The organism is Hoyosella subflava DQS3-9A1 (assembly GCF_000214175.1).
Lineage (GTDB): Bacteria > Actinomycetota > Actinomycetes > Mycobacteriales > Mycobacteriaceae > Hoyosella > Hoyosella subflava.
Window position 1 is genome coordinate 2,884,376 of the sequence record NC_015564.1, and the last position, 26,673, is coordinate 2,911,048.

Below are 26,673 nucleotides of genomic sequence, written 5' to 3' on the forward strand. Positions count from 1 at the left end.
TCGAAGGCATCGCATCTGCGGATCACTCGATTGCGCGCTTACCACCAAGTTTCTCCGCAAGTGCGTCATCCTTGCTATCGGCCCACCGAGCGAGGCGAACTAAGGCGACCATCAGTTCCGCTTCCTGCAAATGATCGGCCAGGAGGTCGTACTCGAGCACAATCAATCTGTCATTCCGATAGTAAGCCCACCGACCGAAGGTAGTCTCGCAATTCAGTTCATTCACTTCATCGACCACAACAGAGGGCTCTGCCGCAACATCCCGAAGTACGTCCGACCGAATCTGAATGACCGTTTGACGCCCCCATTCAGTTACGAGGACGTGAACGATCGCGCTCGCAAATCGCAATGAATACCCTGATTCATGTGCCACCCAGGACATGCCATTCGAGTCCAGAATCGCCTCGACTTGACGCCGTAAACGTTCGTGCGACATCTTTAACGACTTCCCTTCCGATCAATGATTTCACTGTGGCCAGGGACGTTGCGGCCGTACCTATCAGGCAGGAACTCAAGCAGCCATCTCATCAGGGTCTGCCAAGTGTTACTCGCGCAATCACGATCCAGAGAATGACGCCGCGCAATCCAATCAACTACCGCGCCAAATCGACGCGGAGTCAATAGATACTCGTCGACCGCCATGACGCTCGGAGCTTGTAGCAGCCTACTCCCTACAATTAACGTGAAAGTTTGGCGATCAAGTCCAGGCGGAAGGTCTAGCATCGCTAGGTCCATTTTGGCCGCAGACGCTGAGGCGGTTGACAACCGTTCAGCACCAAGAGAATATGCCGTGAAAAGATCAGAGGGCTGACGAAGTCTCGGAAGCCACTCAGCCCATGCTTCGCCCACTGCGGGGGCGACGGCTGCGGAAAGTGGTTTCAGTTGGGCAGCCGCCTCAGACACCGCCGTTGCTATCTGCGGGGTGGCGCGCACAGATTCAGCCTGAAGTCGGCATTCAAGGTCCGCCACCACTTCAGCCGAAACCGAAGTGAGAAGTTCGACGTTGGACGGGTTGGACCAGCCGAGAGCCGCGCCTGTAAGGTTCGCTGACCCGACGAGGACCTTCGCCTCATTCCTGTAGAACTTTGCATGCAATCGGTCATGAAGTAGGACCTTGCCCCCGCGGTCTTCTATTACGCTAAGGATCTCTGGATCACTCACCCCAGCCGCAATCTCTTCTGGCCGCCAACGAGTAATTACAGCGACACAAACGCCTTCCTTCGTTGATTTCATCAAGCGCTCAATCACGTGGAGTTTGATGAATGGGGCACAAAGGACAAGTTCTATCGCTGCACCCTCTGCGAGCTGAGTGACCTCACGACCAAGGTTTTCATTATTCACGATCTCTAAGAACCTCAATTGCACGACGCCCCCAGAGCTGCCGGATTTCCTGAAGCTCGCGCCGCATGGGGCCCGAGGGTATGCTCTCCTCGTGCAACGCCCAGGCGGCAATCAGGACCTCAAGAAGTTTGGAATGAAGCGTCCCGTTTCCTCTCTCACTAAAGGGTATCGGCAGGTTATCGAACAATTCGTGAGTTGAATTGAAAGCGATTTCTAAAGTGCTACCAACGGAGTTAACGGTAAAGAAGGCAGAACTATCGATGGGTTGCTCAGTGACCCGAACAAACAGCCCACTTGAGAGCGTGAATGCGCGCAACTCGTGGGAAGCGGAAGGAACCATCGGTCTGATTCGAAAATCATCGACATCACTGCATAACCCCTGAGGACCGCGGCCTTTTTCTGGAGTCAACGCCCATCGATGTCCTGGCTGCCATACGAACCGATCAGGATTGTTCCAGACTAGTGCGTCGACCTTCGCAACGTCGAACCCAGTCAGCTCGACAATCTCCGGAATCGACAAGGGATTCTCCGCGGTTGCGAGAACATCGGTAATTCTCGATAGATCATCCATTCGCGCTACGCACCTAAGAAGCCTTCTGCCATGCGTCCCCAGTCATGCCTAACGTTCTGGGCAGCACGCTTCTGTTCCGGGACGATCTGCTCATCTTCATATCTCGCCCACGCGAACAACATCATTTCGAGACCGCCCTGCGCAGCTGCTAGTTTCTCTTTCAGTAGATCAACATCGTCAGGCAGCGCATCCGGGTCGCGGGCGCCTAACAACAAGGGGTAGGCGGGATGATCAAGATTCAACGTCACAAGTAGAACACCTCCACGCGGTTGCACAGAAAAAAACGCACCACCCTCAAGAGAGGCAACGTCGATCTGATATTTCATTCCCTTATCAATCGTCGCTGCAGCCAATTCTTGAGCCTGCTCAGGCGAGTGACCTGACCGCTCGAATTGCGCAGAAAGTTCGGCCTTGCGCTCTTCAGCTGGCTTCGCTTCATCCGCGTCGCTTCGGCCCTTGAAACCTTTCTTCTGACGCTGACGAGTTACATCGGTCGCAGTCTTCTCCGTACTATCCCTGTCGCCATAACGTTTACGTGTTCGCCTCCCTTCCGCCTGTGCACCAATCACTTTTCGCATTTCCCGGATATTAGTTTGAATACGGTGCACTAATTCGAGGAGAGGTTCTACTGGGTCCTCTTCTTCCGCCAACGCTTCCCGCGCTTTGCTGATCGATCCGCCGTACTCCTTGATTAACGATGCAGTATCAAGTTTCGCAGCCTCTGAAAAATTCCTAGCAAACTGCTTGTTGTTTGATACTCCAAACAGCTCGTCTAGACCGGGATCGAATCGGACCTCTACTCCCCACCAACGTTCCCGCGGATCATATGATGTCGTCCACGATGGGTCGAGTTCTAGCTCGCGACCGGCACGAACCACCGATACGCCGACATTCCGCGCTGCGTGCCGCCCGTGCGGCCTGCTGCCTGAACTGTCACCAGCTCTCGCTTCGTCGGTAGCAAGCGACAACCGCACTACCACCTCGTGTTCCTCTCCCCGGAACCGGATCTTCGGACGAATTTCATACGAATCGGGGTTTGGAAAAGGCTGAAACATCGGTTTGGTCGAAAAAGGTTCCGGACACGTAGTGTTACTCATCAAGTAAAGCGGGTCATTAGGCTTCGCCTTCTGATCCGCTATGAGCTTACTCGGGTAATTTCCAAGGAAACTCTTCAAACGGATCTCTACCCGCTCATCATGAATCCACTCCCGATACATTCGGCCAATTAGTTCAGCAGAGTTCTCGGCTAACGCCTTGGAGGTTCTCCACAAGAGCCGGTCGATCTTGCTCCACACGATTAGAGTCCCGGTTCTCGCAAATGATCGATCGTCCGCAGCTCGCTGCCATTTTTCCGGTATAGGGTCCTTTTTCGGACTTGGTACCGAACGGAGATTTCCTGATTCAATCTCGTCGAGATCGAGATAAGTGCGTAACGCGCTTCCATGACCATTCTGCCAGCTCCAGACATCAACTCGCCGACACTGTGAGACAGATGCACTAGGTAAACCCATTCCGAAGCGGCCCATTCCACCGGCGGTACCTGAACCGAGGCGCGTTCCATTCCCGAATTGGAGCGCTATCTGGAGTGTCTCCCTGCTCATGCCACAGCCGTTATCTAGAACTGCCACTTCGTTTAGTCTGCGACGAGTTCGTTGGTCTATCGTCGTATCTAGATCGGCGCAAAGAAGTTCTACGACAGTAGCTTCGGCCTGAATTGAATTGTCCATTAGTTCAGCGATTGCATACGCCGCATTCTTGTACCCGTTGTCGCGCATCGCCTTGACTGCGAGAGACGTCGGAACTATGTCGTGGCTAGCCGAGGTAGTAACAGTCACCAGATGTCCTCCCAATTGTGAAACGCATCGGCCATTGATGCGAAGCCGGGTAGCGCAGTATCGACTACAGTCACTACTTCAGCACGTTCGTTTCCGCCAGCACGCGGACCCCGTGTAGCTCGGCCCACCATCTGGCTATATAGCACCAGACTCTTCGTTGGACGAGCGATTAGTGCACCACTCGTATTTGGCGCGTCAAAACCTGTTGTGAGTACGCCGTAGTTCACTACTACGCGAGCATCGTTCGCTTCGCTGCGGAATTCGCTAATCAGGCGACGTCGTTCCTGAATGGGCGTCACGCCTGTGATCGAACGTGCCCAGATGCCTCTCGCGCGCAAAACTGTGGCGAGCAAACGAGCGTGTTGAACAGTCGCGGCGAAAACAATGATCCGGCGATGTTCCTGTACCATCTGCTCGACTCTGTGGACGATGACAAGATTGCGCTGTTCGTCGTCTGCGAGCATTCGTACTATGCGTTCCGGTATATCCAGGGCGTCAGAGAGCTCATCCAGGTCACGTGGGGTCAGCTCTGCTCCGGATGAGTAGTGGAGCGAAGAGAAACTCGCCTTCGCGAGGTAGCCCTCGCTGACGAGGTAGTCGATGGCATTGTCGAAGTTCTTAACCTCGAGCTGGACGCGCCGCCGAAAGAAGAAATCAGCCAACCGCTCGTCTTCATCAATATCGTTCCAGGTGCGTCCGGGTGTTGCAGTGAGTCCGAGTAAAGGAGTTGGGACTCCTGCCTGCGATAGCAGCCCCAGAATGAATTCGTACGTGGGTGCGATGGCCTGGTGAGCTTCATCCATAACGATGAGTTGGACGCGCCCAGCGAGATTTCCGACCGTGGCAAACGATGAACGTGCGGCGCTATAAACCTTGGGAAGTCCCGCAACTACGACACCGTCAATGATGTCGTCTTCTAAAGAATGCTCCCCCCACCAGCGTGCGACTTTGACCTCGCGATTTCCCAGAACTTCCCAGGTCTTGCAGAACTCTTGAACTGCCTGTTCGCACAACTCTTCTGAATGTGCAAGCCACACAACTAGGCATGGTTCGTGGGTGGTCAGCCACTGTGCGATGATATTCATCGCCGTCCGTGTCTTGCCCGATCCTGTCGGCATGTGTAGTAACACCCGACCGGGATCTACTGATAAAGCACCAATTACCTTCCTTGCGGCAGCGCGCTGATGGTCGAAAAGCCCGTGCATTGGACCGATCGATTCAATGGTAGCCGGAGTCGCGGCGTCTTCCTGCGATGAATCGGCTAACGTGAAGAAATCGAGGAGTTTACTTGCTCGCTTGGATCCCCGCCGGATCCTAAGATCTTCCAAACTCGAATACGGGTCCCGAACGTCTAAACCCAGTACCTCCGCAAGCTCAGTTGCCTCGTGTGTCCGCAGAAGCGGCATCAGCTCCGCCCTAGTGTCTGGATTGAGAAGGAGCTCGACCGGGGGTGTCAGGTCCACTGCAACTTCAGACAATGCGCTCGGCTGGAGCAGCTCAGGTTCGAGTTTTGAGAGTAGCCGTACCGACGACTTGCCCACGATCCTATGAAGCGTGGGTTCCGCTGCGCGTACGATCAAGTCCTCGAAGAGCATCGCTCACCTCTATTCGCCTTGGCAGGCGTAGACCGGTACTTCGACGTGTTGCCTCAGTGTTGACTCACGAGTCTCGCTATAGCGCACACACAGCACAGGGAGTGGTGTCATCCTCCTCGTCGAGTGCGGCCCCAAGTACTGCGACAAGCGGCAAGTTTCTCCGTGATTTCTTGGCGCGCGCGAGAGCCTCTTCGTGATGCTTGACGATCTCTTCCTTGCGCGCGATCAACTCGTCCAAGGTCTCTCCTTGCGACCAGGTATATGCGCGCCCTTGCATCGCGAAGTCCTCGTAAGACGAGTCACCGTCCACCCCAGCGTCTGTCAGCACCTTCTGCTCAATGCGTCGCGCCTTTTCAAATAGTTCAGGATGACGCTCCGCGAGCCCGACCCATTCAGCCTTCCGCTGGTAGAAGCAAAAGTAGCAACCTGAGCGAGTTCGCCATTCATAGTATTCGGGCAGTCCGATTCCAGCGTCGTCTAGGATCGCGTTAACACCGTCGAGGTCGATGTCGGCCTCGAGGAATGGGAAAACGGTTTGGATGTTTGGCTTCGTTGAAATGTAGCCTTTACGGTTCGCTTCGTCCGCGCGAATAGCTACATAAGAAACAGCCTCATCATCACCGATCCATTCCTCGAGCGGTTTGATCTTCATGTTCTTCGTGCACCATCGCATCTGCGGCGAAGGGAGTGCTCCTCGGAAGACCTCGAACCAGTGGTCAAACCCTCGTTCGGCGTTGAGGCGAGCGATCGGCTTGCCGAGAACTCCCTCGAGCTTGTTTAGGTACTCGTATGTTTCGGGCAGCTCCGCTCCCGTATCGCAAAAGAAGTATTCGATATCAAGCTGGGGCCGCGACTGTTTGAGATAGACAGCTAGCGCTGACGAGTCTTTTCCACCCGAGATGCCGCATATGTGTCGAGTCTTGTCAGCCATGTGCCTCTCCTCTGCTGTCGTTTTGAGGCTTTAGGTCGGTCTGCTCTCGGGCAAGAGATTCCGCCGCGAGTGCCGCGAGTAGCGCATCAGTAGGCGCTATGCCGTGCTCTTTAAGCCTGTCGATCGCAGTATGCAGCACGGCACTGACAACTTTGCGCTGCTCGACATCTAGCGTAACCGTACGATCCACTGTGTCGCCGTTGGCTCCCGTCAGTGTGATGGCGAAAGCCTCAAAGCTGCCGTCCCCTCTTTCGTACGACGCTCGTGCCTTGGCCAGATCTGTAACGCGCCTGAATGACCTTGCAGTGGAGGCTAACTCGGTGAGGTGACGGTAAGCGACGTGGTCGTCCCAGTCCTGGGGGGATACACCTATGACTGTCGTGGCGATCTGTGTTCCCAATTCCTCGGGGGTTGACGGATTCATCAGGCACGCCTGAATGAAGGCACGAACATTTTGAGGCACAGTGCGCACGGTGGCAACTGATGCTGCCGCCCCTTCCATTGCTCTCATTGCAGCTCGCCGATCGAGCCGTTGGCCATCTGCTCTGAGCGGAACGGCCGACTCAGCTACCTTGTCGAAGATCGCCTCGCAAAGGCGCTTATTGGCTTCCTTGAAAATTCGCAAACTGTCAGCGATCTGTTCTACCGCAGTCGCAACATCTTTGGGATCGAGCTTGCTGTTGCCCGCCTTTATTGGCGTCAGTCCCAGCGCCTGGGGGATCAAGTCGAAAACGAGTACGTCAGGCTCCCGTGCCTCGCTAATCGCTTTCCGGACCGCGACTGTCCGCTCGATCTGCGTCTCGCTCAAGTCATCGAGGCCGACGAATGACCGACTTTTCAATGCATATCGCGAGCTACCCTGCCGGAAGATCCCCGCTATTCGCTGAACCGTCGATAGCAGGGTTAACTCCTGCTGCGTCTCGCCCAAGTCGAAGTCGTCGAATGCATGGTTTAAGGCGCGTAGGTACTGCCACCGGCCACCGAGCTTGGTCGTTCCGATGTGCTTGATCGCGAAGTTCCTTGGGTTACGCACGAGACGCTCGATAAGCGGGGCGTTCATGCGTGGGACAAATGTGCCGTGCTCGTAGATTGCGATCGTAGGGGCATGGACGACTAGCAGTGCGGTCAACAGCAATGACGCCGTCCCCTCTCGCAGACCGTAGGGTGGGGACATCATCACAGCGAACAGATGCTGCGCATTGACGGCGTCGTCGACCGACTTGAGTTCATCAACCACCGCAGCCCAGGGGGCAGACCAACCAGGCTCAGTCGGCTTCTGCAGCTTTGCCCGCCTGTGGTCATGCGCACCGGCATCAGAGATAACGGCACGGTACATTGCCACTTCAGGGCCTTCACCCTTAAACCCGAACTGCGGCTTACCGTGGGTACTCGAATCAACTAGCGCTTCGAGCAATATCCGACGTGCGCGTGCACCTGCACTGGTAAGTTCTGCGCGGTTAATCGCCTCGTACGCAACAACTTTCGGGCCTTTGCTGTAGGCCTCGTCGAGCACTTTGGAAAGTCGCGCCGTGGCCACACCGTCAACCAGTTCCTGCGACTCTCCCGCTGGCGGATTGACCCACGTCCACCGCGCACCTTCGTCAAATGCTCGAGACAACGAATGGTCCAGCTGGACGCGCGCGTAGGCGATCCGTTCCGCTAGTTCTCGCTGCGCAGCCGAGTCGTCACGAGAAAGTCCCGGGTCCTGCGCGACCTCAAGTAGCGCACCCAACTCCACAGCAGCCTCAGTCGCGACGGTCAGATCTTCAGGATCAACGACAACGACCGGGACTGTTTCGTCACCGCTGATCGTGAGGTCGCAACCTTCTAGCCGATAAACAAGAACGCCGTCACAAACGCTCGCTGGAAGAGGTGTCGCAATCGTAGTCCTACCGCTGTCGGCGTAAACTGCGTCGAACGCCCGCACAGTCCCTGTCTCAGTTGAGTGCCGAGCCGCGACCACTGGCTGCATGGGGCGTACTTCCGAGAGCATGTCGGCCATCGAACGTGTGCGCGAGAGCCTTCGGGCGGCACCCAGTGCACGATTGATATCGAAGTCGGAGCCTCGCCAGATTCGAAACTCCTGCGCATAGTCGCGGTAAGTCAAGAGGCTCATTTGCTGAAGCTCGTCGAGGCGCGCGTGAACGTCTGCTTTGGCCTCAGTGCCATCGCGTCCATCGGCGGCGGCCAAGGCCACCAGGTCGGACGATGCTCGCAGCATTCCAGCCGCGGCCACCAGATTCAAAACACCGACAGTTTTCAGTACGCGCCGCTGCGCATCAGTGAGACCGGTGGCGTCCCGGATAGCAGTAGCAACCTCGGTCCAGCGGCCAGCGTCCTGGGAGATCGCAAGGAAGTTGCCTGCTGATTCGACAAAGTAGTCGTAAACCCGGTCCAGCCGGATCCAGCCCAAATCATTCGGATTAGAAATCTTCCTGAGCCACGTCGTGACGGATAGCGGCTCAGAGGAGGCCAGGAATGAAAAAAGAGTCCGTTCGTTCTGTCCATACCGCGCACAGAGCTCAGGAAGCGCGAGCAGTGTTACCGGATGTAGCGGCCAGCAGTCACAGAGGAGTTGGGTCGATGAGACTTCAGGGAGGCCGACCTCAGCTGCTCCGTCAGCCGCCATCATCGCGGCCGCAAGACGCGTCTTGCCGAAGGCCTCATCGGAACCATGGTCTAGGGCACTAGCAATGAGATTCCTTGTGGCACTCGCTGAATCTGCGTAGGGAATGTCCTCGAAGCGCCCCTGTACCTTTGCCCATTCACGACGCTGGGCTGTACTTGCCGACGCAGCGTAGCTTTCAAACGCTAGATGCTGGATTGTCACCACGATAAGTGGCAGATCATTCTGCGTGTCTGTCGCCCATTCGGCGAGCTCCTGCAGGAGATACATATCCCCGTCAGCACCTGACGCGCTGTAAGCCTCAAGGTTCTTACCAAACTCATCGATCACAAGCAGGAGTGGCCGCTCCTTCACCATCTCCCGAACAAGATCTTGAATCTCGTGGTACGAGGGCGTTGCGAGCTTTCGATCAAGTGCCCTGGAAAGGGCTGCCTCAACCCTTCTCGATACTTCCGCGCCAACTCCCGCGCTAGGGCAAGCGTTCTTTAGGGCGCGAAGCACGGTAGTGGCGACAGCCTCACGCTGCGGCGCGGTAACTATCGCTCGGGCGAAGCCTCGGGTATCGCCGCCCATCGCCGTTCGAGCGCGCGGCAGCGCATCAGCCGTTTCGCTGTCGTGCTCACTCAGGAGCCGCATCGCCTGGTCGAATGATGGGGAATCTGCTGGTGCACACAGGGCGTCTAAGAAGACAGCTAGAGATGACTTTCCAGAACCGTAGGGTCCGGTTATGGAGAATGCTCTCGATCCGTCCCGAGACTCCATGCCGCGGACGACCCGCCGAACGACATCGAGAGCGCGAGCTGTCGGAAGATATCCGTCGAGCGCTGACGACTCAGAAGAGCCTAGTCTGACTGACCGCGCGAACCGACCCTTTACCCTGGTCGGTACTCCCATTCTGGCCTCCATCAAGCGCAGGAACAATGTCAGAGCTTACGGTCGCATTCAACTCTGTCACGGTTTCGTCCGTGTACGTTGGACTTCCATAGTGTCGAGCAAGAAGTTTTGACGCGACAGTTCTGAGACCACCCTCAGAAACTGTCACGAGGGTCGGCGAAGATGCGGTTGATGACACCGCGATCAAATTCGGCTGTTCAGCGGCAGCCTCCTGCAGCATCTCCACAAGGTCGCGTTCCGCCAACTTGAAGGCTTTCCCCGGCCCCCCAACTTCATTCGCAAGGCTGGAGATCAGGGCCGATCGCGCTGTGAATCCGGTGCGGTCGAGGAAGTCGAGACAAGCGAACGCCACGACCGCCGGACTCATTCCCGGTTTACGACCGACTGCAAACCGGAAGCCGGATCCAGCCGCACGCACTAGAGAAAGGGGAACCATCGGCGCATCGATAGTGTCATCGAGTTTGTCGGCTTTTCGCGAACCCAAGGTGCCAGCGTATGCCCGCAAGAGAGCTAGGACGTCCTTCTTCACTGTCGACTGCGATGGCGGCCGAGGAGAGTTCCACGCCGCAGTCGCCTCAATTTGGGCAAGCACATGGTCAAGCAGCACTTCGGGTGTGAACGATACTGCTCCAAATGTATTGAATGCCGTCCACCAAACTGGAAGCCTCGAATGCGGCGACAGCATCATCCAATGGATAAGCCACCAGGATTCTAACCGCTCTAAGAATGGGTCGAAGCCCTCAACCCCGACAAATGCAGGCGCCACCTGAGAAAGGCCGAGCTCATACCTCGTGGTGTCAACCGTTGCCCTGCCGTTGAGGAGTGCCAAGCCAAAGTAGGTCGGCACCATCACGGTTCTGCGGCTGTTATCGACGGCTGGAACTTCTTCCATTAGGCGGGCTGCGGACAACCAGAACCGGATCGATTTCGCCATATTTTTGCCCACACCCAGACGGTGGTGCGCGTCATCACTGTAGAATAGCGACGGGTCAGCCACGGCGTGGTCGAACCCCCGCTTGAGCCAGCCGTATCGAATTGTGAAGGTTTCGTGTCGACCGAACGCTCCGTCAATCGAATCCTTGATGCTGATCGCCATCTCACCGCTCCCAATTATTCAGGCGCCGAACTCGGCGGGCCGCCTCGGCAAGCCTGGCGGCAGCTAGTTCTACGTCATCGGTGGTAGTTTCGGCGCCCAAGGACAAGCGAACCGACTCCTCCGCGTGCACAGCGTCCAGTCCCATCGCGAGCAGCACATGAGACGGAGTTGGCACGGCCGCGGTACAGGCTGACCCAGATGAAAAGGCCACCTCTGGGCAGTTCACGATCATGGCGTCCGCATCAGCTCCCGGAATTCTGATATTCAGCGTGTTCGGGAGCCTTTCTGCAATGTCGCCGTTTATCGGAAGTGCACCCAGTTCAGACTCCAGTAGGCGATGGAGCCTATCACGGAACTCACGCACACGATCGCCGTCGGGCAGGTGCTTAAGGGCCAATTGAGCTGCAACTCCGAACCCCACAACGCCCGCGACGTTCAGGGTGCCTGAACGCCATCCATTCTGATGCCGTCCGCCACGTATTAGCGGCAGCGCCTCCTGCCCTCGAGGCGTCACGAGGACGCCGACGCCCTGGGGTCCGTTGAGTTTGTGTGCCGAAGCGGAGGCGTAATCGACTCCCCAAGCGTCAAGGTCCACTGGTAGCTTGCCGACCTGTTGCGTAGCGTCGCATACCACCAGCCCTCCCGCTCCATGAGCTATTCGAGTCAGTCGCGCAATGTCGTTAACAACTCCCGTTTCGTTGTTCGCGGCCATTACCGCGAGCACGAAGGGGCCTGCTGGTAGTGCCGCGGTCAAGCGCTCGGGAGTTACACGACCTGCTTCGTCCGAGTCGATCCATGTCAGGGGAACGCCTTGATCAGCTAGGTGCTCGGCGGTATCAAGAACAGCCTTGTGCTCAGTTCTCGCAAGAAGAAGGTGCGGGTGCGATCGAGTCGCAGCCATCATGGCTGTGTTCAACGCTTCAGTCGAACCTGACGTCCAAACGAGTCGCGTAGCTGCGACGTTCACGAGTTCGGCAACCTGTTCGCGCGCGCGCTCAACAAGAGCCGCAGCCTTCCTACCAGGTACGTGACTCGATGCCGCATTCCCAAAACCGCCCGACATCGCGTCGAACACGGCGTGGATCACCTCAGGCGAAGCCGGGGTTGTGGCGTTGTGATCGAGGTAAACTTGCACACTAAAGACTGTATCGATAAGGGGTGACAAAACCTCGCACCCACCATATGTCTGTCAGGGCTCGGGAACGCCTGCAAATGTCACTTTCCAGCGCCCGAGCCCTCCCTTCCAAAGCTCAACCCGCACTAGGGTCAGCCAGGACGTCCTGCCGCGCTTGGGAACGTAGATGCACTTTTACTTGCTTCATGTTGCCGGCGTCGAACGTGTCGCTGTTCGTGTTGAGGACGATGCCACCCGTAAAGCACACCCCTAGCGGGGCAACGGGTAGGTCGCGGCGAGTAGGACGCTACTGCTGATCGACTTGGCATCACGAACACGGCTCGGGACGTGCCCGCCGTCGGCCGACCTCAACGTCCGGAGCGCCAAGAATGACGTGCCAAGGACGTCCTGAATGTGGCACCACGATCTGCAGCGCGCAGGAACCGTTGCACCAACAGGCAGGTTGCGACTCCTGCCATAGGTCCCCCTGGACCTACCTCCGCACGGCCATTTTGCCCTAAGCAGAGACCTCTGCTTAGGTCCCCGGGGCGCTGGCCGCGGTCGGCGCTGGTCGTCTACGGCTGGTGTCGCGATGTAGACACCAACTAGTTACAGCGTCCCCACACCGCCGGGACGCCACTAGCAGAATGACCGGTCTGTTGCCTATTGCGATTGGTACGAACTCAACCATGCTCTGGCAGTGAGACTCAAGACCGAATCAGTCTTATCGATCATTCCGACCGCCGAACGCAGACTGGTTTCGGATCGTCTGCCATTACGCCAATCCGACACCATCCTGGACCCCGCCGTCGACCGGGCGGGCTGCGATAGCCAACCTGACCGGAGAATCAATGCCGCGGACAAACCCGAGCCCTTGCATGTCACACCGAAAATGCAGGTGTGCCGCCCACGCCTGACAAATGCCGGAAGTGCAAATTTATGGCTAGAAATCGACCTCGACGACAAGAGCTCAATCGAGTTCACTGGGATGAAGCCATGGCACTAACGCATCCCACGCCAGTAGTGAGAGCCGATGACTACGGACAAGGACAAAATCAGCATCCCAATCGCCACTCCTGCCTGCCACCGCTGCAACCAAAGGAAGGTATGGCGCCTGACGTACAATCTGCTGCGCACCAGAGTTCAACTCCAGGCCCACATGAGCAGCCTGAGCTAGCAGTTCTTCTGCAGCATCTACCGTTGAGGCAGACAGCACCTGATAGAACAGGCGTTTTAAATTCCAGGACCTATTCCCAGCCGAAGAATTTTCCCGAGCGGGCAAGAGCGTCAAATTCCCGAGTGTATTAATGATGTCGTTATTGTCAAGCAGGGAAGCGTGCCATCCTTGAGCAGTCACCTTTTGAGGCGCGGTGTGCTCAATGGTCTTTAAAGAAGCATCGTGCCACATGCTTAGAGTCATCATCTTCAAGACTCCAGCTCTGCCGCGAACAGTGAGGCCCGGTACTGACCTATCTGGAACAGAATCTTGCGATGCCGCGAGGAGAAGAAGTCGTGTCAAGACCTTCGCCGACGATCCAATTGGATTGCGCGCGACATTTTGCGCCCAACGCTCGGGTTCTTTTATGCCCGCTGCTCCAAGTTCAGCCCACAGTCGACTTTTCAGCTCCGCAGCGGGCGGCACATCTTCCAATACTCCATCAGCTCCACGCGCCCAATGTATACCTCCATCCGAGGACGGTCGCATTATACTACGATAAATGTTATCGATCTGGGCAGTCCCTCGATGAGCGCCGCGCCATAAAGCATAGAATGCCAAACACGCACGGCAAGCTGATAAGAACTCCTCATGGGCGGCGTCCGCGCGATCACTCTCAGCTAGCCTGTACGCCGCATAGTATCGAGCAAGTATCGGGATGACGATCTCGTGCTTTCCCTCGCGGAGCACGGCCAGGGCGAAGGCTGCCTCATCTTCGATAGCCGATCCTTGAGAGTTTACTGATTGAGGCTCAGCCCACGGCCCCTGGAGGAAGTTCACTAGCTGCACGAGGGCGTTTACATACGCCTCCCGCCCAGTTGAGCTCCCTTCCTCGTCGAAATGTTTTCGCAAATAATTGCGTTGCTCACTAAGCCGCTTCCCCAATTTATCGCCTGATTGCATTAACGCAAAAGATATTAAAAGGTTCTGAGTCTCCGTCTGCCTCTTCTGCGGCGAGGCGCCGGCATGCCATTCGAGGTAGCTCTCCACCTTGTCGAAAGACTGCTTTGAATTAGATTTCCGCCAGGTGGCGAGCCCCAACTCCCTTATTACACGAGGCTTGAACGTTTCAAGGGCGGTTAGTGGCTCACCGGTCGTATTCAACGCCTCGAACATGTCGAAGCCATAGTCTTCCCGCTTCGCCGTGACTACAGCAACTGTAACCCGCTTCAACGCGTAATTCGCCCAAACAATCAGACTTAGTAATTTCCCTAGCTGTAGATCCTTCTCGATCTCGGTTGAAATAAGATCGGGAAGCGCGGCATTAAAGAGTGCCTCCTGCAGCGCGTACGAGCTTTTAATTTGCGCTGGAGTCACCAAGAACGTTTCACTGCGCTTATTAAGCGTTACCTGTTTATATGCATCCCGTAATGATTTTTGTATAAATTTTCTAATATTTTGTAAATGCTTGTATGGCTCACCGTGACCTGCGGCCTCTACAGATTCCGGGACGGAAGGGAACTCGTAATCACTGTCCGAATCCTCCTTGCGCGCGTGGCGCGCGTAGGAAAAGAGGTAGCTTGCGATTGCCGACGTGTAGCTAGCCTGCTCCGAATCTCGGGACCATACGTCGACGTAAGCTCGAATCATACGTGGGTAGTACTGGTAGTCGCCCGAGCCGAAATGCATATTTTCCTGAAACGTTGCCGCGAGTCGCGCAGCAACATCAGTCGCCTGATTCCTACACCAGCTGTGCGTGGGCTTAGCGGCATCTAGCGCTCCCGCTAGAACGCGGATTTCTTCATGAAGGACCGTGAGGAGGATAAGTAAAGTTGTTATCCGTTGCTGGCCATCAATTATTGTAGTAACCCGGGCGGGTACTTCTGATCGTACGACCGGCTCGACCGTCACGTAGTTGATGTCCCGGATTGCAATTACGGTTCCAAGGAAGGTTATCGAATCGGGCACATCCCTCAGCTGATCCGCACCGTGCCCTATATCGTCGAGTAACCGACGAACGTTCTCCCGATCCCAGCTGTATGGTCGCTGGTAGGGAGGGATATAGAGACCCTGGCCTGGATCGCTCAAAAATTGTGAAACCGAAAGCGGTGCAGCGTCAAATATCTCTTTGATCTCGACCATAGGTCCCCCGAGGCTGTTCGTACTTACAGTAACTTCGACTGTATCGCATGCACCGTGGTGTACCGACAGGTTAGTCTGATCATTTATCTCACGTGCCGGTACAGGCGGCAGAATGCGTAGCTGCTCAACAGCGGAACGTTCGAGAGCTCGTTGCCAATCGAACAGCTACTCACACCGCGCGCGAGGCCCATACTACGGAACGATGAGACGGATCACCTGGAACGATGTTGCGATACCACCCAATTGATGTCCGGTTTCAGTTTGGGTGCACGACGCTTTACTGTTTGTCCGGTGTTACTCAGAAACGACTCCGCAAACAGTAGCAACGCGTCGCGATGGCACTAGGATAGCGATCGGCTAGGATTCGCAACTCACTTCGTATACTTTATCCGCAGAACCACTGGTAGGGCGAATGTATCGCTGTCTGTCCCTGGTTCTTGTGCTCGCTTTGTCCATGCGGTTCAGGTGCTCGTGCGAACCCGCTTTTCTTCGGTTAGCGCATCCCCCGGTAGTATTGCGCTCGGCCTTCCGCAGCATTCGGGCCTGATGCATCACCGTGTGGCACCAACTTGAGCCTTCGGACTCAACATTATCGACGACCAATTAGGATGAAGCTGTGATCGGTGACTTGGGTACATAAGGATACGTGGTCGCCACCTCGCCGCCAGCACTTTGGATGTCTACTAGCGCAGCGGAGCGAGGCTTTCGTTAGTCGGCGTCACCCGTCTGAATCACACCCGCCCACGTGCGCTTCCGTACGCCAGCACCTGCGCAACTATGGCCCGACGCGGTTCCGAATTGTTGCGCTACGTTACCTCGAGCACGACAGGACGTCCCGACGCTTCGCCAGCACATCGGCGTATCCGCTCCCGAGCAGAACTTCTCTTCCCAACACAGCTAGAGGGGGACTCCCGGAGAGCGGGTTGACCAGGGACCAGAACTATTGTCGCCCTCCGCCCAGATTGCAGTCATTCCTACCTCCGATTACATCTCACCACCGCTTGTCGACGCAGCTAAAGCGAGGCCCAACAGCAAATCCCGCCGAATGCCTCCACATTTACCACGCGGGTCTCACGCATCACTGTCGTTCTATAACACGATCTTCGACCAATCATCCTTCGCCGACGTCCACGTCACTCTTCGCGCCCGTCCGCACAAATACACAGAAAGAAGGTCCGACCGACATGTTGGTAACTCCCGACCTCTACCTCCCCGCGCACACCACAAGCCCCCGCAGCGGCGCATCCAACCGCCCGTTCGTTTCCCACTCACCCAAAGCGCTCCGCGCCCGCTCGCGGATTCGCTGGTAGGTCTGTTCGGTGATCCGTGAGTAGAGCGGCGAGCCCTCAATCTCGGTCTTCACGAGGTCATCAACGGAGGCGAACGACGCGGTCCCTGGATGCTCGTACAGCGTGACGACCCTGAGTCCGGCGGCGTTGAGCATCGACGTCAGTTCGTCAGCGTCCCCGCATGACCAGTAGGTGCTGAGCAATGCGGCACCTTCGGGCCCTGCCTCGTCCGCGACGATCTCGGTGAGTCTGGAGTACGCAGGCTGGTTTTCGATCTTTGAGGGCACGACCAAGCCCATTTTCCCATCGCTGGTCACTACCCTCGCCATTTCCGACAATGCTGCGACCCGGTCGTCGAAGAACATCAGACCCATTTGGCAGAGCACCACGTCGAACGAGCGGTCGGGGTACGGCAGGTGCTGCGCGTCGGCCTGCTGCCATGTGAGGTCGGGACGCACGCGCCGCGCCACGGTGAGCATCGACTCGTTGAGGTCGGTGCCTACAACCGTGCCGCTGCCGCCGAGGACGTCGGCCGCTGTCCTCGCAGCGATTCCGGTTCCGCAGGCCACGTCCAGTACGGCCTGCCCTGGTGAGACTCCGGTGGCCTCGACGATCAGCGGCGCCCATTCGGCGAAGATGCCCGGAACGAATAAGTCCTCGTAGGCTTCGGCGGCCTCAAGGGATACTTGGAACTTCTCTATTGCAGTCATACATCCAGGGTGTCGTCACGCATTAGCTCATACATCGGTGCACGCACCTATCTGGGCACCTACACGGACTGCATATTCCGGGCAGACCGACCTGGTAGGAAGGAACTGTGCACGCAGAGACTGCGGAGCAGCTCGAGCAGGGCAAGCGGGCGCTCGCGAACGGAGACTGGGAGACCGCGCGGGAGCTCCTTGGCCGCGCGGTGTCCGGTACCGATGACCCGGACGTCAAGTTTCACTATGCCCGTGCAGCCGAATGGGCTGGCGATTACCGTGATGCAGTCAAGTACTACGAGCGTGCCTTCACCGGGTACTGCGAGAAACGCCGGTTCCGGGATGCCGCGTTCATCGCCGGACGTGAACTGAGTTTCCTGCATGCCGCTGTGTACGGCAACGCCCCAGTGGCCGAGGGGTGGCTCCAGCGGGCGCTCGATCTGGCGCACGATATCGGCGATTGCACGGAGGCCGGATGGGTGGAACTCGCTGCCGCGTTGATGACCGACGATCCGGATACGAAAGACCGCCATATCGCGCGGGCTGAAGCCATCACAGAGATGACCGGGGATGTGAATCTCCGGTTCGCCGCGATGGCCCACGCCGGTGTCTCGCGGGTGCTGCGCGGCCAGATCGTCGAAGGGATTCGCCTTCTGGACGCGTCCGCGACCGCGGTGATCAGTGGTGAGGTCACCGATTACCTTGTGGCTGGAGAGATCTTCTGCCACATGCTGTTCAGCTGTGAAGCTGCGCAAGATGTGGTGCGCGCGCAGCGGTGGCTGACGGCCGCCACAGAGTATGGAGCACGCTCGCACGCGGACTGGATCCCAGCGATCTGCCGGACTCACTTCGGCGGGATCCTCACTGCGGCTGGGCGTTTAACCGATGCTGAAGAGCAACTCTCCAGTGCGCTGAGACTGTACGACGCGAGCTACGAGGCACTGCGCTCGTCTGCGATGGTTCGCCTCGCGGACCTGCGGGTACGCCAGGGGCGGTTCGACGAGGCGGCGCGAATGCTGGCTGGTTTCGAATTCGATTCCTTCGCCGTGCGTCCGCTCGCGCGATTGCACTTTGCCCGCGGCGACCTGGGCATGGCGCGGCGCGTCCTCGGCCGCGTTCTCACCGCCGAATGCACACCGATGAACGCCCCGCATTGGGCGCTGCTCACCGAAATCGCCGTCGCCACCGACGACATGCCGACGGCCATCGACGCGGAGTCACGCCTCACCCAGCTCGCACGACGATGCGAACTCCCCAGCATCCTCGCGTACTCCGAATACGCTTGCGGACTAGTCCGCGAAGCTGCGGGCAAAAATGGCGATGCTCTGACGGCCTACGATCACTCATTGAAGCATTTCAGCGAAGCTGCGCTGCCACTCGAAGCAGCGCGGACCCGTCTCGCGATCGCTCGCCTCACAGCGACAACCGACCCGAAGACCGCGGCAAGTGAAGCACAGACCGCACTCCGTGTCTTCGAAACACTAGCGGCACGGTTCGAAGCCGATCAAACTGCCAGCCTGCTCCGGCAACTCGGCCAGCCAGGGCGCCGCTCTCCAAGAACCCCAGGGCCGCTGACTAATCGCGAGAACGAGGTGCTGCACCTCGTCTCGGAAGGTTTCACAAACGATGAGATTGCAGACCGCCTCTTCCTCAGCAAACGCACTGTCGAACACCACATCAGTAGCATCTTCCGGAAGCTCGGGGTCTCCTCGCGGGCCGAAGCGATCGCTGCAGCTCTGCGGGGGTCGGGCGAATAGTCCGAGACGCGGGCTCCATACTTTGCCCATACCGCGCATTCCCACGGCACAATGACTCACAGATGTTCAGGCTAGGTTTACTCACCGCACTGTTGGTGGTCGCTACGCTGCTGCCTCCAGTCGCGCATGCCAGCACACCGCTCACGTGGGGGCCCTGTCCCACCGAGGCGCGGGCACCGGACGCCGAGTGCGCTGAGGTCAGCGTCCCCCTTGACCACAACGCGCCTGAGCGCAGCTCAATCACAATCTCGGTGTCGCGCATTCGCGCTACTGGTGAGCGCCGTGGTGTGCTCTTCGGCAACCCCGGCGGCCCTGGTACGGATGCACTGGGCATGTTCTCTGCCGAACGCGGCGTGGCGTTCCCGCCGGCGCTGCGTGAGCATTTTGACCTCGTGGCGATGCAGCCCCGCGGACTGCGCTGGTCGACCCCACTGGAATGTGACACCACTGCCGGTGCATTCGCGGTCGGCGCTCTATTGCGGCAAGCATGTGACCCTGCGTATGCCGACACGATCACCACGGAAAACACCGCACGCGACCTCGAAGTCGTCCGGCAAGCCCTGAGCGAGGACACCGTCCACCTCTATGGCCTGTCCTACGGCGCAGCATTGATGGCTGACTATGCGACGCTGTTTCCCCACCACGTCGACAAGATGGTGCTCGATTCCGGTGTCGCCCCCGATTCACGCTGGCTGAATCTATACACCGACCGCGTACCCGCACGCATGCAGCGCCTGCACGATCTGTTCGCCTGGATCGCGCAGCGCAACGACATCTACGGTTTAGGCGCAACACCCCGCGCGGTGTACCAGCGGTGGTCAGACCGGATTAAGCAGGAAAGCGGCGCACCCGCACCCGTTCCCCCACCACCAGCGCGACCCGGTGACACACCGCCGCAACTTTCTCCCTGGAGGGATGAATACCTCGCCATCGACGACGCACTGACCGAACCCATATGGCGCACTACCCAATACGCCTATCCCGGTGCACGGCCTTCACGCCTCTACGACTTCACCGTTTTCGTCGGTCTGTACCGCAGTGCATCATGGCCGGAAATCGCCGACGCCATACGCCACGGCACACCCGACACCCGCACCGACCCCGTGCCGCTGTCCATGCAATACGTCATCACCGCGATCACTTGCAACGAAAACGCTAACCCTCCTGCCGCCCACACCATTCCGAACACCGCCTGGAACTACCTGACCGGCGGGAACCGGATCGTCGCGGAAGCGGATGTCTTCGGATCCGGCTTGCTCTGCGCAGGATGGGCACCAGTCACGCAACCCGTGCCATGGTCAGGCGAGAAGCTGCGGCACCCACCACTCGTCCTGCACCAGACAGGAGACGCCGCCGCACCCTACGCCGGAGGCCAGGCACTAGCTGCCACATTCGGCGCACGGATGATAACGGTCGACGGAGGCGACCACGGTGTAGCGATCCACGACCTGCCGGAGACAGATCAGGCAATCACGAATTACCTGCTTGGCGGCGAGTGATACTAGTTGGCCCGTTCAGCTTCACTCATGGCGCTCTGCTGCGAGATAGGGAACCAGTGCCGTCGACCCCATCATCAAACTTCGTGACGTTTGCACCCGGAATGCGGGTGCAAACGTCACGAAGTTCCGGTAGTCCCCGACGAGTGCCTCGCTGTAGCACCGGGCGCTGGAATTGTGGCATGGCGGGTGGGTCTTCCACGGCTGCGACCGGCCTCCATCCCGGCACCTACAGGTCCTGTAGCGGACGCCCGGTCAGAAGGGCACCGCTACACCGAGCAGCCCATCGCCACTGGTTCTGCCGGAGAGGATCCGGCAGTACTCGACGGCATCGATCGTGATCTTTTCCGCGTCCGCGCCGGGATTTTCGTACACTCCAAAGGCTGGCCCGGTCAGTGTCAGGTCAAACGGCTTCCCGTGCCGCCTAGCCCATTCGGCAACAATGTCGGCGATGATCCGCCCGTCATGCTTGGCATCGAGCACGGGATTCACGCCGATCGCACGGCAGAGGTCGATTCGATGCAACCAGGTATCCCGGGTGAGGATGACGTCCACGAGGTATCCGAGCGACCACGTTTCGTCAATCTGATCGCCGATGGTCACCGGGAATCGCGCGAACCGCCGCGCTGCTGCGGGTATCCGGGAGCGCCCCCGCGCGGCCTTGGGTGCGAGTTCTGCGCAGAGCGAGACAAGCTCGGCCGTCGACAGGTGGGCTGTGCGTTCGACCTGGACGGCGGTCATGTGGTCGACCTCGTCGCCACCGAGTGTCTTAGCGCGGCGCTTCACTTCCCACTGTTCCCGGATCATCTGGCGCACGGACGCCGCAGACTGCATCGCACCCGCGAGGTGCCCGGCGAGGTCACGCACGGTCCACGCGGCACAATCTGTCTGATTGCTCCACTGGTCTGGCTGCACCTGCCGCAGCACCGCCGCGAATCGCTCGTATGCCTCGCGGGCGAGGTCATGCGCTTCGCTGTGGCTGATGGGCGGGACCGTCGAAGCGGTCACTGGGGTTGCCGACATGGTCATGATTCCTCCGATTTAAAGTCCGATGTGATCGCAGTACAGGTCGACGAGTTCGTCGAGGAGGCGGGCCCAGCGGTCACCGCCGGGTTCGTTGGACAGCTGCTGACTGACCAGCCCGGTGAGCATCGCCGTCCACATGTCGACGGCACGCGTGTCGGTGACGCCGCAGTCCTTCATGAACTGGGCGAATTTGCCGAGATTCTCTTCGGCGAGCCTGTAGGACTCGGGCGATGGCTCGAAATCGGGGATGGTCCGCTGGAACAACAGCAGGTACCGGACAGGATCCTTGACACAGAAGTCGAAGAAACTGTGGGCGGCACGGCGAAATACTTCTCGCGAGCTGCCCATTCTCGGCGTCTCAGCGACCTGGTCCGCGAACTCCTGCTGTCCGTGCGCGAACATCGCGTCATAGATCGCCTCTTTCGACGGGAAGTAGCTATACAGGCTCGGCGCGCGCATTCCGACCCGCCTAGCGAGATCTCGCAACGACAGGCGCGCAAGCCCGTCCTCCCGTGCCACCGTCCATGCCGCAGCAAGAATCTCCTCACGAGTCTGCAACCGGCGTCGTTCCCGAACAGTTTCCATCGAACCCCCTAACGCTGTTCAGTATTCCTAACAGCGTTAGGTGCGTCAAGTTCCGCCGCAGTCCATACGTCGCGAGGCCGCCACTAGTGCAACCCAAACGTATGCGTATAACTTGGTGGTGTGAGCAATAATTACGGGCATCAAGATGATTACTGGCTAGCGCAGTCAGCCACGCCCACGGAACAATTTCCGCATGCGCAGCCGCCAGGTATGGCTCCGCATGCCGCGGGATCTGGTTTTGCTCATACCCCTGATCACCGGCCAACCTCGGCGCCGGCTGGGTGGTATCCGGATGCCAGGGATCGGACGATTCAGCGCTGGTGGGACGGGCAGGGGTGGACAGCTCACATCGCTCCCCTTGTCGCTCAGCCAGCGGCAGGCTACTACCCGCCATACAGTCCCCCGCCGATCTACATCAACAACATGGCATCATCGAGTTCGCCTGTCATGGTCAACTACCAGCGGCCCGTCAACCACCTTCTTCATTTCATTCTGACGATCCTGACGTTCGGCCTCTGGTTGCCCATCTGGATTATTGTGACCGTCGCCCGCCGGTAGCCTCGTCGTAAGGGAGGGATGAGCTGTGGACGCTGTTAACGGACCAGGCAATGAGCGACGCATTGGTGACGCTGAACGTCAGCGCGGGTTAGATCTGCTGACCCGCGCGATGTCTCTCGGTTATCTGGACGTGGACGAATACACCCAACGCTCCGGGGACTGTGCAGTTGCGAAGTTTCAGCACGAGATTGACGCGCTCACCCAGGATCTTCCGTCGGCGATGCCCGAGCCGTCGCCCCCGGTAACCTTGCCCAACCCGAAAAGCCCATGGCCGATTCCGGCAGTCCTCCTCAACATGCTCGGTGGCTTCTTCCTCGCAGTGATGGTTGCCGACTCGTCAGTCGGTGAGTTCTTCGTGGGACTGGCCATTGCCGGGGCATGCGTGGGCGGGGCGTACGCGATTCGCATGAAGCATCGCAGCAAACCTCAGCCAGCAGTACCGGAAACCGGAAAATCAGGCCGAACATGGAACGTCGCCGCGATCGTGACGCTGGGCTTCGGCCTGCTGACCACCCTCGTTATGATCACCACGCCAGGTGACTCTGTGAGAGACCACATCGGCTCAGTACTCTTCGGCCTCGTCATCGTTGCGACCGGGATTGCACTTCGTGGGCCTCGGCGCAAAAGAGCAGTCTCGACGAACAGTCAGCGCACCCCGGTCTTCCCGCCCAACGCTAGTGGGCCTAGGGGTCCGGGATTAGCCGCGCCTCACGGTGGACCCGCACGCACGGCTCCGCCTCCCCCGCCGCCCGCAGCTCCGCCGACTCATCGACCCGCGCCGGAATACATGAACTATCCGCCGCCACCTCCGCCATACCCGCACCGGCCGCCCACTGACTGGAGTCAGCCTCCACAGTGGCCGCGCGTATGACTCGATCCGTCTAGGTAGAGGCGATCTGCGAAAGACCCTCGGTCGGTGGCTTTCTGTGCGGCTGCTCGCACGACGTCATCGATGTCGAACCCATGTAAACCGACGACGGCCTTCAGAACTTCGAGTACATCGCTTGCCTCCGCTAGGCAGTCGATACTGGTAGCGGCTTCGCGGAGTTCCGCGACTTCCTCGATGAGCTTGTCGTGCAGCGCTTCGGCGAACTCGTTGTCGTTCAGCACGCGAACAGTCGGCATTCGCCCACTCGCGCGGATCAGTTCAGGAATCTTGTCTCGCACGAGCTTGCCCACGAATTCGTCGCCTCACGATCCTTCAGCGCGGATATCGGTGCGCACGACTGTGGCCTGATGAGGTGCGAGCTGTCGTTGCGGCGAACGAGCGCCCCGCACTCTTCTGTGTAGCAGCCGCGGCAGCAATAGTCATTCCGCTCTGTTTTTGGATACCAGGGACTCACGGAACCGGGACCGTTGGGGATTCCTGCGCGATCCAAATCGACCCTCGAGTGTGCACGGCAGTTCGAGCTGTGGGAAGAGTGCTCGACACGTGCCGAAGAACGCACCCCTACGACGGCGGATCATGGTGTATTTCTCCGCAAATGTCGAGCCGTGAGTTCCCGCAGGACCAACAGCTTCGTCCGGAACAAGTGCCTTCGTTGTGGTCGCCCGTCCGCCGTGACAACTAACCTCGAAGTCATTGCCAGCTACGCGGAGTATCGGCGACTCCGAATCCCGGATGTCAAACCCGCCCAGCAGCCTTTTCCCGCTTCAGCACCTCGGCCGTTGGATCGAGGTCGAGAATCGGGGTCAGCAGCCAGGGGTACACGTTCTCCATTACTGCTTCCTCAGCCCAGCCGGTCTCGCTCGGAAAGCGGGTTAGCCGGATAACACCGGTAGATCCGCGCCCGCCCGCCCGATAGGTGACCTCGGCGACAACGATCGGCAGGCCGGATCCTTTTGCGCTTCCACCGCCTTCGAACTGAAGCTCCGTCTGCTCATGCCAGGCGATTCCGACGATGAATCGGCCCGGTTCATCCTTCTCTGGAATGACTTTGTTAGCGGGGTGGAATTCGCCAGCGTTGATGTGATCGGCCAGCACCTTGTGGAGCCGATCAACTGAGGCTGTGGTGTGAAATTCCAGTCCGTTGACGTAGCCCTCCATCTTGGTCTTCTCGCGGGCCCTGCCTGCGGCCCTGAAGGGAGCCGAAATCAACTTCGACAGCCCTAGGACGACGCCGCCCATCACCAGGTCGACAATCCAGAGGGCAGCGAATACCAGCACGAGAAAGACGATGAGTAAAACCACTCCGTCCATTGCGAGTCACCTGATTTCATCTAGTTGAGCGATTTGGATGCGGTGAACGGCTTCTCCCGTTCGTGTTCGTCGACCAAGGTCACTCGTGCTTGCGGATCCATGCCCTGGACGAGGGCGACGAGATTCTCCCGCAAAGCATTGAAGTGGCTGACTGCTTTACGCATTGCCATGCCGCTTTCTGCCCACTGCAGCATGGCGTGCTCGCACACTGTCTGCTTGTCGCTCTCCCGTATCACGACGATCGCTGACTGAATGCATTCGTCCCAGTTGATGCGCAGCCCGTAGCTGCCTTCCTGGGTGCTCTCCAGCTCGCCAGCTATATAGAGCGACTCCTGAAACTTTGGCTTGCCGTAGGGCAATGGCAGTCGAAAGCTGATCTCGTTCCAGAGTTCGGCCGAGTTCACGCTGGTGCGGATCCGCAGCGCGACTGCACCGAGATCCGTGGTGGCCTGGCGTTCTCGACCGTAGATGGCTTTATCAGCAAGATCGAGTGCTTTGTCCTCAGCGGAAGCGGTGAGGACATTCCAAAACCACCCGAAAACGAAAAGGGCGAGAAGCACACCGACTGCGATAAGGGTTTCCATCGGCTTACCTTTGCTTCGAAACAGGGAGTAATAGAGTCAAGCAGATCCCCGATAGCGTGCATTTAGCTGGGATGGCACACCAGGGAAAGATCCTTGGGATTCGCTTCCGGGACCAGTACTTCACGGTCCCTATTTCATTCACTTTATGGCGTCGCCGGTTTGCTGGGAATCCACAAATTGCGTGCCCCTAGCACTGGGGGCCTCCGCAGATTGTGTCCACAAGGAAGGAATCCGAAAACCAGTGCTTTTCGCATGGAGGGACAATCAATTCCGCAAATCAGCGAGGCCGTGAGCAATGAGGGTAGGAACTCACCTCACCTACGCTCACCGGGTCACCCACTCCTTGGATTCCTCCGCTTCGGCCTCGATGCGCGCGATCGCCTGCCTAACTCTCTCGAGTCTTTCGTCGAGTTCGTCGGAGGTGATGTCTCCCGATGGCCGGGCCAGGGCGAGGAGATTGGAGGTGAACGAGATAGCCGCCGCGTTCCAATCGCGCTCCTCGCCTGTGCTAAATGGATCCGCTGGAAAGGTGCGGATGAGGTCTGGAAGCCCGGCGCGTCCGTCATAAACAGTCAGGCTTCGCAGCACCATACCTTCCATAAGCGCCGAGCTCACCGCTGCGAGGTACCGGAAGTCAGTCCCGGGGATCGTTTCAAATCCCAGTGCGAGCCCCATTGCCTCGTAGAACTGCGCCATGCCATCGACGTAGGACGAGCTGGCCTGGTTGATCGCGTCCTGGAGTTCCTTTCGATACTCCTCTGGGTACGAAAGCACTGTTGCGGACAACGCCATATGGGTCTGCCATGTATTCCGTTGCCGAATATCCTCGAAGTTTGTGATGGCACCGATTCGGCAGACCTCGATGAGGATCTTGCGCCTGCTCTCCGGCGTCGTCAGACCGTCACGCAGCTCAATCAACGCATTGAGAGCCATCTGCAAAGTGGGCGGGTCGTAGACGACTGGAGATGCTTGCGGGCTTGCAGCCAGCTGCAGCAGCAGATCGTTTATGAACTCCTCACGGCGCGGCCACACGCGGTATGCAGCGCTGCGAGCTACACCAGACGCAGCGACGATCGCGTCCATCGATATGTGGTCGAGGCTGACCGTGAGTCCATGCACGTACACCATTTCCAAAGCCGTACCGAGCATCGCATCGCGCACCTCAGAACCGCTCAT

20 protein-coding genes are annotated in these 26,673 nt (G+C 58.4%); 4 read left to right on the plus strand and 16 right to left on the minus strand.

Features of this window, described 5'->3' with window-relative positions; all coding sequences use genetic code 11:
- Positions 1-22: 22 nt before the first annotated feature.
- The 10 genes from AS9A_RS13590 to AS9A_RS13640 all read right to left on the minus strand — a co-directional run bounded on the left by AS9A_RS13590 (position 23) and on the right by AS9A_RS13640 (position 17,300).
- Entirely contained in the window at positions 23-436 is a 414-nt protein-coding gene (locus AS9A_RS13590) for a T3SS (YopN, CesT) and YbjN peptide-binding chaperone 1 (RefSeq protein ID WP_013807621.1), read from the minus strand.
- 897 nt (positions 437-1,333) lie between these two features.
- Entirely contained in the window at positions 1,334-1,912 is a 579-nt protein-coding gene (locus AS9A_RS13600; protein ID WP_013807623.1) for a hypothetical protein, read from the minus strand.
- Between the two features lie 5 nt (positions 1,913-1,917).
- Complete coding sequence (locus tag AS9A_RS13605) at positions 1,918-3,747, minus strand: ATP-binding protein (RefSeq protein ID WP_013807624.1); 1,830 nt, start codon at positions 3,745-3,747, stop codon at positions 1,918-1,920.
- A complete protein-coding gene (locus AS9A_RS13610) occupies positions 3,744-5,342 on the minus strand; it encodes a DEAD/DEAH box helicase (protein ID WP_013807625.1) in 1,599 nt (532 codons plus the stop codon). The genes AS9A_RS13605 and AS9A_RS13610 overlap by 4 nt, the downstream gene beginning before the upstream one ends.
- A 76-nt stretch (positions 5,343-5,418) precedes the next feature.
- Positions 5,419-6,273, minus strand: a complete 855-nt coding sequence (locus AS9A_RS13615) for a phosphoadenosine phosphosulfate reductase family protein (protein ID WP_013807626.1) — start codon at positions 6,271-6,273, stop codon at positions 5,419-5,421.
- Entirely contained in the window at positions 6,266-9,535 is a 3,270-nt protein-coding gene (locus AS9A_RS13620) for a hypothetical protein (protein WP_148262468.1), read from the minus strand. The genes AS9A_RS13615 and AS9A_RS13620 overlap by 8 nt, the downstream gene beginning before the upstream one ends.
- A 196-nt stretch (positions 9,536-9,731) precedes the next feature.
- The gene (locus tag AS9A_RS13625; RefSeq protein WP_013807628.1) at positions 9,732-10,889 is read right to left on the minus strand and encodes a DUF4007 family protein; all 1,158 of its coding nucleotides are present in this window, start codon (positions 10,887-10,889) and stop codon (positions 9,732-9,734) included.
- Between the two features lies 1 nt (position 10,890).
- A complete protein-coding gene (locus tag AS9A_RS13630) occupies positions 10,891-12,024 on the minus strand; it encodes a cysteine desulfurase family protein (protein ID WP_013807629.1) in 1,134 nt (377 codons plus the stop codon).
- Between the two features lie 949 nt (positions 12,025-12,973).
- Positions 12,974-15,301 (minus strand): DUF262 domain-containing protein, encoded by a 2,328-nt coding sequence (locus AS9A_RS13635; RefSeq protein WP_013807631.1) that lies wholly within the window; start codon positions 15,299-15,301, stop codon positions 12,974-12,976.
- Between the two features lie 1,204 nt (positions 15,302-16,505).
- The gene (locus AS9A_RS13640) at positions 16,506-17,300 is read right to left on the minus strand and encodes a class I SAM-dependent methyltransferase (RefSeq protein WP_013807632.1); all 795 of its coding nucleotides are present in this window, start codon (positions 17,298-17,300) and stop codon (positions 16,506-16,508) included.
- Positions 17,301-17,407: 107 nt separating this feature from the next.
- Here AS9A_RS13640 and AS9A_RS13645 point away from each other — a divergent pair, with 107 nt between their 5' ends.
- Positions 17,408-19,048: a LuxR C-terminal-related transcriptional regulator gene (locus AS9A_RS13645; RefSeq protein ID WP_013807633.1), complete on the plus strand. Its 1,641-nt coding sequence runs from the start codon at positions 17,408-17,410 to the stop codon at positions 19,046-19,048.
- Positions 19,049-19,110: 62 nt separating this feature from the next.
- Positions 19,111-20,547, plus strand: a complete 1,437-nt coding sequence (locus AS9A_RS13650; RefSeq protein ID WP_041451943.1) for an alpha/beta fold hydrolase — start codon at positions 19,111-19,113, stop codon at positions 20,545-20,547.
- 252 nt (positions 20,548-20,799) lie between these two features.
- On the opposite strand, the gene AS9A_RS23300 is transcribed toward AS9A_RS13650, so the two are convergent.
- Together AS9A_RS23300 and AS9A_RS13660 are read right to left on the minus strand one after the other, a co-directional pair.
- On the minus strand, positions 20,800-21,573 hold the full coding sequence (locus AS9A_RS23300) for a maleylpyruvate isomerase family mycothiol-dependent enzyme (RefSeq protein ID WP_041451091.1): 774 nt from the start codon (positions 21,571-21,573) through the stop codon (positions 20,800-20,802).
- Between the two features lie 12 nt (positions 21,574-21,585).
- On the minus strand, positions 21,586-22,155 hold the full coding sequence (locus AS9A_RS13660; protein ID WP_013807636.1) for a TetR/AcrR family transcriptional regulator: 570 nt from the start codon (positions 22,153-22,155) through the stop codon (positions 21,586-21,588).
- 120 nt (positions 22,156-22,275) lie between these two features.
- On the opposite strand from AS9A_RS13660, the gene AS9A_RS13665 reads away from it, so the two are divergent.
- Both AS9A_RS13665 and AS9A_RS22775 read left to right on the plus strand, forming a co-directional pair.
- Positions 22,276-22,713 carry a DUF2510 domain-containing protein gene (locus AS9A_RS13665; protein ID WP_202798170.1) on the plus strand — a complete coding sequence of 146 codons (438 nt, stop codon included), beginning with the start codon at positions 22,276-22,278 and terminating at the stop codon, positions 22,711-22,713.
- Between the two features lie 25 nt (positions 22,714-22,738).
- The gene (locus AS9A_RS22775) at positions 22,739-23,584 is read left to right on the plus strand and encodes a DUF1707 SHOCT-like domain-containing protein (protein ID WP_013807638.1); all 846 of its coding nucleotides are present in this window, start codon (positions 22,739-22,741) and stop codon (positions 23,582-23,584) included.
- On the opposite strand, the gene AS9A_RS13675 is transcribed toward AS9A_RS22775, so the two are convergent.
- The 4 genes from AS9A_RS13675 to AS9A_RS22780 all read right to left on the minus strand — a co-directional run bounded on the left by AS9A_RS13675 (position 23,557) and on the right by AS9A_RS22780 (position 26,673).
- Entirely contained in the window at positions 23,557-23,892 is a 336-nt protein-coding gene (locus AS9A_RS13675; protein WP_013807639.1) for a nucleoside triphosphate pyrophosphohydrolase, read from the minus strand. The genes AS9A_RS22775 and AS9A_RS13675 overlap by 28 nt on opposite strands.
- A gap of 445 nt (positions 23,893-24,337) precedes the next feature.
- The gene (locus tag AS9A_RS13680; RefSeq protein ID WP_013807640.1) at positions 24,338-24,913 is read right to left on the minus strand and encodes a hypothetical protein; all 576 of its coding nucleotides are present in this window, start codon (positions 24,911-24,913) and stop codon (positions 24,338-24,340) included.
- Between the two features lie 20 nt (positions 24,914-24,933).
- On the minus strand, positions 24,934-25,497 hold the full coding sequence (locus tag AS9A_RS13685; RefSeq protein WP_013807641.1) for a hypothetical protein: 564 nt from the start codon (positions 25,495-25,497) through the stop codon (positions 24,934-24,936).
- 324 nt (positions 25,498-25,821) lie between these two features.
- The gene (locus AS9A_RS22780; RefSeq protein ID WP_013807642.1) at positions 25,822-26,673 is read right to left on the minus strand and encodes a hypothetical protein; all 852 of its coding nucleotides are present in this window, start codon (positions 26,671-26,673) and stop codon (positions 25,822-25,824) included.

Excerpts from the sequence above, each read along its gene's own strand:
- AS9A_RS13640 (WP_013807632.1), bottom strand. The coding sequence starts at position 17,300 with ATGACTGCAATAGAGAAGTTCCAAGTATCCCTTGAGGCCGCCGAAGCC.
- AS9A_RS13600 (WP_013807623.1), bottom strand. The coding sequence starts at position 1,912 with ATGGATGATCTATCGAGAATTACCGATGTTCTCGCAACCGCGGAGAAT.
- AS9A_RS13635 (WP_013807631.1), bottom strand. The coding sequence starts at position 15,301 with ATGGTCGAGATCAAAGAGATATTTGACGCTGCACCGCTTTCGGTTTCA.
- AS9A_RS13650 (WP_041451943.1), top strand. The coding sequence starts at position 19,111 with ATGTTCAGGCTAGGTTTACTCACCGCACTGTTGGTGGTCGCTACGCTG.
- AS9A_RS13660 (WP_013807636.1), bottom strand. The coding sequence starts at position 22,155 with ATGGAAACTGTTCGGGAACGACGCCGGTTGCAGACTCGTGAGGAGATT.
- AS9A_RS13610 (WP_013807625.1), bottom strand. The coding sequence starts at position 5,342 with ATGCTCTTCGAGGACTTGATCGTACGCGCAGCGGAACCCACGCTTCAT.
- AS9A_RS13625 (WP_013807628.1), bottom strand. The coding sequence starts at position 10,889 with ATGGCGATCAGCATCAAGGATTCGATTGACGGAGCGTTCGGTCGACAC.
- AS9A_RS22780 (WP_013807642.1), bottom strand. The coding sequence starts at position 26,673 with ATGAGCGGTTCTGAGGTGCGCGATGCGATGCTCGGTACGGCTTTGGAA.
- AS9A_RS13680 (WP_013807640.1), bottom strand. The coding sequence starts at position 24,913 with ATGGACGGAGTGGTTTTACTCATCGTCTTTCTCGTGCTGGTATTCGCT.
- AS9A_RS13620 (WP_148262468.1), bottom strand. The coding sequence starts at position 9,535 with ATGCGGCTCCTGAGTGAGCACGACAGCGAAACGGCTGATGCGCTGCCG.
- AS9A_RS13685 (WP_013807641.1), bottom strand. The coding sequence starts at position 25,497 with ATGGAAACCCTTATCGCAGTCGGTGTGCTTCTCGCCCTTTTCGTTTTC.
- AS9A_RS13615 (WP_013807626.1), bottom strand. The coding sequence starts at position 6,273 with ATGGCTGACAAGACTCGACACATATGCGGCATCTCGGGTGGAAAAGAC.
- AS9A_RS23300 (WP_041451091.1), bottom strand. The coding sequence starts at position 21,573 with ATGACCATGTCGGCAACCCCAGTGACCGCTTCGACGGTCCCGCCCATC.
- AS9A_RS13590 (WP_013807621.1), bottom strand. The coding sequence starts at position 436 with ATGTCGCACGAACGTTTACGGCGTCAAGTCGAGGCGATTCTGGACTCG.